The sequence below is a fragment of the Wolbachia endosymbiont of Drosophila ananassae genome, from assembly GCF_008033215.1.
Classification (GTDB): Bacteria; Pseudomonadota; Alphaproteobacteria; order Rickettsiales; family Anaplasmataceae; genus Wolbachia; species Wolbachia pipientis.
This window is the reverse complement of record NZ_CP042904.1, coordinates 1,158,509-1,170,191: the sequence shown is the minus strand read 5'-3', so window position 1 is coordinate 1,170,191 and position 11,683 is coordinate 1,158,509. Positions and strand designations below refer to the sequence as shown.

General features: G+C 33.5%; 10 protein-coding genes. 9 read left to right on the top strand and 1 reads right to left on the bottom strand.

Annotation, left to right across the window (positions count from 1 at the left end):
• Window positions 1-11 precede the first annotated feature (11 nt).
• Window positions 12-290 (top strand): HU family DNA-binding protein, encoded by a 279-nt coding sequence (locus EA652_RS05680; protein WP_007548734.1) that lies wholly within the window; start codon window positions 12-14, stop codon window positions 288-290.
• A gap of 72 nt (window positions 291-362) precedes the next feature.
• A complete protein-coding gene (locus EA652_RS05675; RefSeq protein WP_007548735.1) occupies window positions 363-689 on the top strand; it encodes a cell division protein ZapA in 327 nt (108 codons plus the stop codon).
• Here EA652_RS05675 and EA652_RS05670 read toward each other — a convergent pair.
• Entirely contained in the window at window positions 664-942 is a 279-nt protein-coding gene (locus EA652_RS05670; RefSeq protein WP_006279484.1) for an FAD assembly factor SdhE, read from the bottom strand. The two genes, EA652_RS05675 and EA652_RS05670, sit on opposite strands and share 26 nt — an antisense overlap.
• Before the next feature lie 99 nt (window positions 943-1,041).
• Here EA652_RS05670 and rseP point away from each other — a divergent pair, with 99 nt between their 5' ends.
• The 7 genes from rseP (at window position 1,042) to ffh (ending at window position 11,489) form a co-directional block, all read left to right on the top strand.
• A complete protein-coding gene (gene rseP / locus EA652_RS05665) occupies window positions 1,042-2,160 on the top strand; it encodes an RIP metalloprotease RseP (protein WP_012673365.1) in 1,119 nt (372 codons plus the stop codon).
• 8 nt (window positions 2,161-2,168) lie between these two features.
• Entirely contained in the window at window positions 2,169-4,505 is a 2,337-nt protein-coding gene (gene bamA, locus EA652_RS05660; RefSeq protein ID WP_012673364.1) for an outer membrane protein assembly factor BamA, read from the top strand.
• Complete coding sequence (locus tag EA652_RS05655) at window positions 4,506-5,057, top strand: OmpH family outer membrane protein (protein WP_012673363.1); 552 nt, start codon at window positions 4,506-4,508, stop codon at window positions 5,055-5,057. It abuts the gene before it with no gap.
• Window positions 5,058-5,061: 4 nt separating this feature from the next.
• Window positions 5,062-5,493 carry a 3-hydroxyacyl-ACP dehydratase FabZ gene (gene fabZ, locus EA652_RS05650; protein ID WP_006279640.1) on the top strand — a complete coding sequence of 144 codons (432 nt, stop codon included), beginning with the start codon at window positions 5,062-5,064 and terminating at the stop codon, window positions 5,491-5,493.
• Between the two features lie 45 nt (window positions 5,494-5,538).
• Window positions 5,539-8,298, top strand: coding sequence for an FAD-dependent oxidoreductase (locus tag EA652_RS05645; protein ID WP_012673362.1), 2,760 nt, complete (start codon window positions 5,539-5,541; stop codon window positions 8,296-8,298).
• 303 nt (window positions 8,299-8,601) lie between these two features.
• Complete coding sequence (locus EA652_RS05640; RefSeq protein WP_012673361.1) at window positions 8,602-10,161, top strand: proton-conducting transporter transmembrane domain-containing protein; 1,560 nt, start codon at window positions 8,602-8,604, stop codon at window positions 10,159-10,161.
• Complete coding sequence (gene ffh / locus EA652_RS05635; protein ID WP_012673360.1) at window positions 10,146-11,489, top strand: signal recognition particle protein; 1,344 nt, start codon at window positions 10,146-10,148, stop codon at window positions 11,487-11,489. The genes EA652_RS05640 and ffh overlap by 16 nt, the downstream gene beginning before the upstream one ends.
• Window positions 11,490-11,683: the final 194 nt, after the last annotated feature.

Below are 11,683 nucleotides of genomic sequence, written 5' to 3'. Positions count from 1 at the left end.
GCTTCATATAAATGGCAACAAAGTCTGATATAATAGCGAGGGTAGCAAAAAGACATCCTTTTTTAGATAAGATTGTTATAGCAGCTATAGTTGATAGATTTTTTGGGATACTTTCAAGCACATTGAAACATCATAATAGAGTTGAAATTAGGGGGTTTGGTTCTTTTTCAGTTAGAAGTTATAACTTGAAAGAAACAAGCCATTTAATGTTACAGAAGTTTACAAAGAATCAATACTTTAAAACATATTTTCGTAGCAGTAAAAAATTGTCTGATTTGGTAAATGAATAAAAACTTATACCATAAATAAGATAAAAGTGGGAATTTAAGTTTATATTGTACAGTAAAAATTTTTAGCATCATATGCAAGTAGTAGAAATAGTTATACGTAATAACACATACAAAATATCTTGCGAAAGTGGGAAGAAGAGCCATTTATTACGCCTTGCTAATAGTTTTGACAAGCTAGTTGGTTCTGTATCTCAAAAAATTGGAGGTAAGGGTTCGGATGCATTAAATTTCTTACTTGCAGCACTAATTCTTGAGGATAAAATTTTAGAATTAACAAAGCGATTAGATGAAGTAAATCAAGAGCGCAAAAAGTATAGAAACGAGAAAAGAATAGAATATACTGAGGTACTAGATAAGGTAAATAAGATTATCACTAATCTTGAGTGCATAAAGGATTAGCTTCAATAAAGCAAGCAATTAAATTGACTATCTGACTATTCAAGCCAGGAGGGAGGTTTGTCTTACGAGTTATGTAACAATATAATTCGTAATCATCAAGATCAACTATTTTTTCGTATTCGATTAGTTCGCTTAAGGAAAATTTATCAAGATATTTCAATGCGAAATGCCCTAAAAGTATATCGGTTTCTTTGCAACCCCTATGCCAGCTTCTATATATTAATTTTCTTCTGAGTAGTGAGGTATCTGTCATTACAATTAAACTTTTTTTAATTTAAAAGTTAAACTAAATACTTGTCAAGCGAGGCGCATTTTAATATACTTAACATTTTGTTAAGATCTAAATATACAGGTGGAATTAATTTCTAATCTTATCCATCAATTTAGCGATGGAATATATTATTTTTTATCATTTTCTTTAATAATTTCTGTCATAGTATTCGTGCATGAATATGGGCATTATGTTGTTGCCAAAGCATGCAAAGTTAAAGTTGAATCTTTTTCCATAGGTTTTGGTCCTGAAATTTTTGGTTTTAACGATAAGTCTGGAACTAGATGGAAATTAAGCGCTGTTCCATTGGGTGGTTATGTTAAAATGCTAGGAGATACTAATGCAGCGAGTGTCCCAGCTGATCAACAAGAATTAACGGAAGAAGAAAAATTGTATTCATTTCATACAAAACCGCGTCATAAAAAAGCAGCAGTAGTTTTTGCAGGGCCTTTTGCAAACATGGTATTTGCTGTTATAGCTTTTACAATATTTTTTAGCATAGCAGGTTATTATCGCACTCCACCGGTGATTGAAAATGTAATCGAAGGTAGTGCAGCTAAGCAAGCTGGTTTGTTGCCAGGTGACACTATTACACAAATCAATGAGCATAAAATAAAATACTTTGAAGATATTTCACGTGTGATAATGTCGAATCCTAAAACAAGAATGGAGATTGAGTATAGCAGAAATAATGAGAAGCACAGGACCAGTTTAACTCCATTAATAATCAAGGACAAAGACGTTTTTGGCAACACAATAGAAAGAGAAACTATAGGGATTATTTCAGTCAATACATTAAAGCAGTCGTCTTTTCTTGGGGCTGTGAGCTTATCAGTAAGTGAAACTTACCACACTATGTGCTTAACGATCAAAGCTCTCTTTCACATTATTGTTGGTAAAAGGAGTATCAATGAAATAGGTGGACCAATAAAAATCGCAAAATATTCAGGACAATCAGCTAAAAAGGGATTTATTATGGTTCTATATTTTATGGCAATCATTTCAGCTAATTTAGCTGCAATTAACTTGCTGCCAATACCACTGCTAGATGGTGGGCATTTATTTCATTATATCATAGAAGCGGTTATACGTAGGGATTTAAGCTTGAAATGTCAAAAATATGCAGCTATTTTTGGTGCTTTAGTGTTGTTTTTGCTTATGGCAACTGGAATGTCAAATGATATTAGGGATCTTTTTTGAAATAAAATATGAAAAAGCTATTTTATATACTGGTAGTGGTTTTTATTTCTTTTCCTGCCCTGCTTGTTGCTTTAGGAACTGCGGAAAAAGTGCAGGTGAAAGATGTCAAATGTATTGGTAATGAGAGGGTAAGCAACCAGACAATAGGGTTCTATATAAAACTAAAATCTGGTGATTATATAAACGACGATGATATAGACTCAATTATAAAAGATCTATATAAAACAAAGTTATTTGCTAGTGTTAATGCTTACATAGATGATAAAAAAAATTTGGTAATAAAAATTCAAGAAAATCCACTAATTAACAAGATAATATTAAAGGGTAATAAGTTATTTAATAGCAAAGAGTTACTAAATAATGTGATTCAGTCAAAATCGCTAACTATTTTCACTGAAACAAAATTGCAAAACGATTTAATGAATTTAATCACTACTTATAGAAATAACGGTAAGGTTGGCGTTAAAATTGAATATGAGTTGGAGAAGCTCGATAGTAATAGGGTCAATCTAATTTTCAAAATAAAAGAAGGCAAAACCTCTAAAATTAAGGATATAAGATTTATAGGCAATAAAAACTTTTCTGAAAATGAGCTAGAGCAAGTTATTAAAAGACATAGTAATGACATATTTAGTAAGTTATTTAGAGCCATTTTTAAAGGCGAAAATCATTATTCACCGCAATATCTATTGATTAACACAGAATTGCTCGATCGTTTTTATTCGTCTAAGGGATATATTCAAAATAATATTCAACCAATTGTTGAGGTTGATAATAACAATCAAACAGAGTTAACTTTTTTGATTGACGAAGGACAGCAGTATTTGTTTGGAAATAATGAGGTTAATATTGAAACTGAAATTCAGGATTTGAGCCTAAAAGAAGAAATATTGGATTTTATAACAGAGGAAAACGATAAGATATTTAATAGAGTTAAAATTAATAATACAGTAGAAAAAATAAACAAATATTTAAATGAAAAAGGATACATATTTGCAAAAGTTAATCCAGAGTATGCACAACGTGACAACGTTGTAGATGTAACCTACAGAGTGCTGCCGGGTAAAAAGATTTATATAAATCAAATTACAATTGATGGTAACGATCGCACTTTAGATAAAGTGATCAGAAGTAAGCTAAGTGTAGCAGAAGGTGATGCATACAATATATCTGAGATTCAAAAGTCACGTAAAAAACTAATGAGTAGTGATTTTTTTGAAACAGTGAAAGTAAATAGTTACGCAGTTAATGATAATGCAGTAAATCTTGACTTAAGTGTTAAAGAAAAAAACACTACTTCGTTGTATTTGGGAGGAGGTGTGTCTCTTCCTGGTGGAGCATTGATTAAAATTGACCTCAAAGACCGTAATTTATTTGGTACTGGAAAAGAGCTCTCTTTTGCTCTTGAAAAAAGTCAATACGTATTTTCTACTGATTTAGAGTTTGTTGAAAATAATTTTAATGATTCTGATACGTCACTAGGTGTAGACGTATTTTACGAAAAACAAGATAAGCCAAACACTACTTTTGATAGTTGCGATATGGGATTTTTTACAAAGTTATCATATAAAGTCACAGAGAACTTAACTAATTCCCTTCGCTATTCTTATAAGTATAATCATATACACATGGATAATAAGGGTGGACAAGACACCGATATCTCTGAAATAATACTGGACCGAAAAGGTGAACATCAGATTTCATCAGTGGGATACACGTTGGCATATAATAAACTGGATAACCTCTATACTCCAAAAGAAGGGTATTTACTGCGCTTAAGTCAGGATATTTCAGGATTGGGAGGAAACGTGAATTTCCTAAAATCTGAATTCTTATCTTTTTATACGCACCCTATATTAAGCAAAATTGACGATGATATAACGCTACGCTTTAAGATGGCAGCAGGTCATATTTTTTCTTATACTGATGAAAATCTAAACATTGGCCAGCACTTTTTTAAAGGGGGTAATGAGATTAGAGGGTTTGACCTTTCCGGTATTGGACCAAGAGCAGAAGACAAAAATAAAAGCTCATTGGGAGGCAAAACTTATTTTAATCTAACACAGCAAGTGGATTTTCCTCTACCAAAACTATATGACTATGCTGGTATCAAAGGCTCACTATTTGTTGACTATGCGACACTTTTTGGCTTAGATGATAAAAATAAGAAGTATGAAGGGAAATACTATGATAGCAAGCTTGTGAGAGTGTCACCAGGTTTTGGCTTTTCAATGCTTTCTCCTTTTGGTAGACTTAGATTGGATTTCGGGTTTCCTTTAGTAAAGGAATCTTATGATATAATACCATCACCAAATGTTAAATTTTCTATTGAAGCGGGGATTTGAATGAAATATATACAGTTATTTATATCAGTTATTGCCTTAATTATTTCCTTATTTGTGGGGTATAAGTTTGTAGGATATCAACCTCAGAACACAAAGGCTGCCATTATTGATAGTGACAAAGTCATCAATGAATCTCTTGCTCTGCAAAATATACAACAACAAATAAAGGAGCAGAATTCTAGATTACAACAAGAATTTGAAAATGAGTTAGAAAAACTTAAGCCATCAAAAGAAGAATTTGAACTTTTGTCAGAAGAAGCAAAAAAGGAAAAGACAGGACAATTTAATAAGCACACTGTAAATACTAGAGATAATTACGCTAAAAAAATGTTACATTTAGAAGAAAGCTATAGAGAAGCAGTAGAGAGTGTCTTTAATAAAATAAAAGAAGTTGCTAAAAGAACGGCAGAAAAAAACAACATAGATTTGGTACTATTTATTTCAAAAAAGAACCAAGTTTTATACTCTATGGACGAAGTTGATTTATCAGATGTGGTACTAAAAAATGTAAACAAGGAAGTACCTGAATTTGCTTTGAAAGGCATTGAATAGACTTATGCAATTTAATATCAGTGATATTATAAAAATATTGCCACATTCTTATCCGTTCCTCTTGGTTGATAGGGTTATAGAGTGTGATCCTGGTAAAAGTATAAAAGCAATCAAAAATGTGACTTTCAATGAACCATTTTTTATTGGTCATTTTCCTGGTCATCCAATAATGCCAGGAGTCTTGATAATTGAATCTCTAGCTCAGGCATCTGCCATATGTGTTCTTGGTAAAGAAACAATAGAAAATAAAGTTGTTTACTTGAGATCCATTGAAAATGCAAAATTCAGAAAGCCAGTTACTCCAGGGGACACATTGATTCTTCAAGCTAACATTCAAAGTGTGTGTTTAGGTGTACACAAATTTAGGTGTATTGCATCTGTTAGCGAAGAAAAAGTTGCAGAAGCAACAATCTCAGCAGTACTGCAAAATAAATAAAATCTTCATCTGTAAGAAACAGCATGTACACTTTATAGTATAGCAATGAAGCTGAATTTCAAAATCTCATTTTCGAATCTATATACTCGCAATGGATTAATAAAATTAGATGAGACATTTTTGAATTATATTAAATCATGTGATGAAAGCTTGTTTTGTTCATTAATTGAAGCAAGAGAAAATCGCATTGGCGATAGCCAGTTGATTATAGACCTTTCGTACTTACTTGATGAATTTATTGCAAAACTTTTCAATATTAAAAAAGAAATAGAGGAGCTAAAGAAAAAGCACAACGACTTTGCTGTAATATATAAGTGCAAAAGGTTATTTGTCCAACGCTACGCATTAAAGAAATACACTAATGTGGAGAATATAGATATTACTAACAAACTAAGTCATTTTCTCACTTTGCCAACAACAGAAAAAAATTTCGCTGAGCAGGTGATGCATTGGTTTGAAGATAAAGAAAATCACAAAGAGGAAATAGAACTTGCGGCACAATATGCAGTGTGGAGAGTAAAAAATAAACAGAGCATATTATTTAGCATACATAAAAAAATTGACCACGAAAACCTCATACCATTTTCTAAAAAAGAAGTAGACAAAGTTGAAGTGCTGCATTCAAATGAAGTAAAAAGACGATATGGTTTTGATCTAACAAGCAAAAAGGTGAGTTTGAATAAAGCACTAGATAATGCTCATTACTGCATATTTTGTCATAAGCAAAGTAAGGATAGCTGCTCAAAGGGGCTAATTAATGATGACAATACTTTCAAAAAGTCTCCACTTAGAGTTGAACTGCACGGCTGCCCACTAGAGCAGAAAATATCAGAAATGAATCTGGTGAAAAGCGAAGGGTACAGCATAGCAAGTCTTGCAATTGTGATGACAGATAACCCATTATGCGCGGCTACTGGACACAGAATATGCAATGACTGCATGAATTCGTGCATATATCAAAAACAAGAACCCGTAAATGTGCCAGCAATTGAAACAAGGATTCTGGATGATGTGCTCAGTTTACCGTACGGATTTGAAATATATTCTCTGCTCAGCCGTTGGAATCCTTTAAATTTTCAGCGTTCATTGCCAAGAGGAAACACTGGAAAAAACGTTCTAGTTGTAGGCCTTGGTCCTGCTGGTTTTAATTTAGCTCATCATTTGTTGAATGATGGGCATAACGTTATTGCCATTGATGGACTAAAAATTGAGCCTTTGATCGATAATTTCCAGCTAATTAAAGATTTCAAACACGAAAAATTGAGTGAACGCACGGCAGGAGGGTTTGGTGGGGTGGCAGAATATGGTATTACTTCTCGGTGGGATAAGAATTACTTAAAGATTATTAGATTACTGCTGGAAAGACGTGAGCATTTTGCACTTTATGGAGGCATTCGTTTTGGTGGCACGATTAATGTTGATGACGCGTTCAACTTGGGTTTTGATCACATTGCCCTAGCACTTGGCTCTGGTAAGCCACGAATGATCAAAATAAAGAATATACTAGCTCGTGGAGTACGCATGGCATCTGACTTTCTTATGTCGTTACAACTGACTGGCGCTCTTAAATTTGATTCTATAGCAAATCTGCAAGTTCGCATGCCGATAGTTGTCATAGGTGCGGGGCTTACTGCGATTGACACTGCCACTGAAGCTTTAGCGTATTATCCAATTCAAGTAAAAAAATTTCTTCTTCGTTATGAGATATTAGTTGATAAGTATGGAAAGGACTGTGTTGAAAAAGATTGGACAGAAGCAGAACGCGAAATTGCGAATGAGTTTATATCGCATGCAAAGTTGATCCAAGCAGAGCAAGAATTAGCAAAAAAAGAGAATAGAGAAGCAAAAATATTGGAATTAATGCAGAGCCTCAGGGGAGTGAAAGTTGTATATAGAAAAGAGCTGAAAGACTCGCCAAGTTATCGATTAAATAGCGAAGAGGTACAAAACGCATTATCAGAAGGGATTTACTTTATTGAAAACTTAGAGCCAGTTGAAGTTGTGACGGATAAATATAACCATGCTGAATCAATAAAACTAATAGACACAAAATCCGGCGAAATCAAACGTATAAAAGCACGTTCTATTTTTATAGCAGCAGGTACTGAGCCAAATACAGTTATTGCAACAGAAGATAAAAGGCATTTTAAATTAAGTAATGGGTATTTTACTCAATTGAATTCATTGGGAAAAGAAATAGATCCAATATTTTCTCCAAAAATGCAAAATAAAGATAGAATATTAGTGTATAAGCAAGGCAATAAAACAATCAGCTTTTTTGGTGATCTTCACCCTTCGTATAGCGGTAGCGTCGTGAAAGCTATGGCAAGTGCTAAGAACGGCTACCCTATTATTTCCCAGCTTTTGAATAGAGTTAATAGCTTCGTTTCTGTCATTCCAGTGTGTGATGTTGTGGGCCAGAAAAAAAATGCGTGGTCAAGCATTGAAGATCTGGCTAACAAAGAATTCTTCAATAGAATCAAAGAGCAATTCGCTGCAAAAGTCATAAAAGTTCAATATTTAACAGATAAAGTGATAGAAATAGTGATTAAAGCACCACTTGCGGCAAAGAATTTTAAGCCTGGGCAATTCTTTAGATTGCAAAATTTTGAAACCAATGGCAGAAAAACTAACCTTGCTATGGAAGGTATAGCTGTGACTGGCACTGAAGTAGACAAAAAAAAAGGAATTATTTCCACTATTGTGCTGGAAATCGGCGGCTCCACTAATTTATGCAGACACTTAAGAGAAGGCGAGCAAATAATTCTTATGGGCCCAACTGGCAGACCTACTGAGGTTTACTAAGTCTCAATATTAAAGTGATGCCAAATTTTATTTCAAAAAGTAAATAATTTACTAACGCTCGTGCACAAATTAAAAATAAATTATGCACGAGTGTAGCGTTATGAATTAGGAGTGCTATATTAAAGCTTACCTCACTATTAAAGCTATCGGTCAGATTAGATTAAAAACCTAATCTGACCGGTTTCTCTATAACCCTCTAAACTCTGATATAATTATATGATAATTAGTTTAATTAGTGGTTAATATGCAAATTGATTTTATTCATATATTGAGATAGCATAAACCATATTGGTTTTAATTATTGTGCAACTTTATAAATCGTCACTGTTACTTCTACTGACTGTATTAATAGTTATAGTCCTAAAATTACCTGAAAATTTGAGCATTGCAGTAAATTGGTCTCTCCCAATTCTAGATTTTGATTTATCTTTTCGTACCATACTAATATCTTTTTTATCAGTTGCATTTTTAGCTGTTCTACCAGCACAAAATTTGACTTTTTCAGAGATGCTATCTTTTGCTGCTTACACTATTAGTTCACTTTATGCAGTTTTATCTGAACATATGATATTGGTTATAATATTCTGTGAATTAATGACCATCAGTGCATTTTTTATTATCGCAGCTAGCTGTAGAGATAGTGGACCTGCAATAAGGTACGCTTGTGTACACTTTTTCGTTGGAGTTATATTAATAGCAGGATTGGCACTTCAAAGCACTAACCTGATAATTTTGGGTTTATTGATAAACTGCGCTTGTTTTCCTTTTTCGTTTTGGGTTGTTGATGCATATCCTGCTGCATCGCTATATGGCACTACATATCTCTCTTTATTTACCACTAAAGTCTCTTTTTTAGTGATGCTTTTACACACTTATAACCTATGGCAAAATTGTGCTGAAATGTTAGCACTTGTAGGCACCATCACTGCAATTTACAGCATTATATTTGCTTCTCTCGAGCAAAATATTCGTAGATTTTTATGCTATAACGTTGTAGGACAAATGGGCTTGCTGATTATTGCAGGAGGTTTACTCAGCCCTTCGGAAAAGGCAATACCAATTTTGATACTGCATATAATCTTCTCTCTTGTTTATCAATCATTATTGTTTGTGGTCAGCAATTCGATTATTTCACGAACAAAAACAATTAGTTTTAATGGAGTAGGCAAACTGATGTCAGTGGAAGGCATGTGTGCTATAATCGCAATACTTACAATGGCTGCATTTCCTGGAACCGCTGGATTTATTAGCAAATCATACATTACAGCCGAGATTGAAGCAAGTGGTGCTAATTTAGAAGTGTATAAAAACTTATACAAGACTCTAAATTTGCTGCTTTATTTAAGCGTGGGGCTCAAGTTTCTTTATTATTTATTTATTGCGAAAAGTAAGTCAAAACCTTTAGCAGAGGAGGGAGGAAAAATGACTATGATTATTTTAGCATTTATATGCGTTATTGCTGGCAACCCTTACTTACCTATTTACAATAAACCTTCGATTTTCGATTTTGTGTACAACACAAAAAATATTTTGTCGCAATTTAATTTGTTATTATGTACCACTTTATTGTTCATTCTTTTACGCAAGTTATTTTACCCGAGAATAAATTTTAAAATGGATGTTGATTGGATTTTTAGAGCTTTCATACCCTATATTATCTTGCTGTTCAATCAATTGGTCTTTAAAGTGAGAGAAATGTCTGCCAACGTACTGCAAAACTTGACTAATTCACTTACTAGTTTATACTTTGATAATATTACTAAACTTAAGGAAGTGCTGGGTTATAACTCAGTGAGTTTTGTTTCAGCTTCTTCTCTCTTTTTAATGAGTATTCTACTAATGCTATTATGTTTAAGTCGTTAACCGAAAGTTTAAATTCTGTATTTAGTAAACTAAGAGGAAAGTCAATCATTTCTGAAGATGATTTTAATCTTGCCATGCGTGAAATACGCATAGCCTTAATTGAAGCTGACGTTTCACTTGAAGTTGCAAAAAAATTCATCAACGACATTAAAGATAAAGTGATTGGGGAAAAAGTCATAAAAAGCGTTTCTCCAGCACAAATGATAATCAAAATTGTGCAGGATAATTTAGTTGCAGTTCTCGGATCAGAGAAAAGTGACTTAAATCTAGCAGTTAAACCCCCTGCTGTGATTATGATGGTGGGCTTACAAGGTGCAGGTAAAACAACTACCTCAGGAAAGCTTGCTTTAAAGCTAAAAAAGCAAAAGAAAAAAGTGATGCTTGCCTCTTTAGACATTTATAGGCCGGCTGCCCAAAAACAACTTGAAGTGCTAGGTAAACAAATAGATGTGCAAACTTTACCTGTAGTAATAGACGAGAAGCCCATTACAATTACAAAAAGGGCACTGGCAGCAGCAAAGAACGATAATTATGATGTATTAATACTAGATACCGCAGGCAGGCTTCATATTGACAATAATATGATGAATGAGTTGAAAGCCGTAAAGGAAATAGCTTCACCTGCAGAAGTTATTTTAGTAGCCGACGCAATGATAGGCCAGGATGCGGTCAACATTGCCAAATCATTCAATGAGGTAATAGGTGTAACCGGCATTATTCTTACCCGTGTTGATGGTGATGCACGTGGTGGTGCTGCTCTTTCTATGAAAATGATCGCCGATTGTCCAATTAAATTTATTGCTTGTGGTGAAAAATTAAGTGACCTCGATGATTTTTATCCAGATAGAATTGCAAAAAGAATACTTAGCATGGGTGATGTTGTCTCATTGGTTGAAAAAGCTGCTGAGATTGTTGGTCAGGAAGAAATTGATAAGTTACAAAAGAAAGTGAAAAAAGGTAAATTCGACCTAAACGACCTAGTGGGAATGTTAAAAACTCTGAGTAAAATGGATGGCATTAGCAACATAATGAAATTCATTCCTAGTTCATTTACAAAAAAGCTAAGTAGCAGTGTGCCAGATGACAATAAAGTGAAAAAATATATAGCCATCATAAACTCAATGACTGAAAAAGAAAGGCAAAATCCAGATATTTTAAATGGCAAAAGAAGACTTAGAATTTCTAAGGGGTCCGGAACAACTGTAACTGACATTAATCTTCTAATTAAGCAGTATAATCAAATGAGCTCTATGGTAAATAAGTTCAGTAAAGTTGACCATAGTAAACTCAAAGAATCTGATTTGATGAATATGCTAAGCAGAAAGTAAGTCAGCAGGTAGTGGAATGAGACAAATCATCAGTAAACCTTTAGCTATATCAAAAGCGGCTTAGGTCTCGCAAAAAAATTTACAGCTTCTTGCTAGCCAAGAAATTTATTATTAATTTTAAGAAATACTATAGCTGACCCAAGCAACACGTCATACCGCCGCGGTATCTCTAGATCCCGCTAACACGTAGCTGG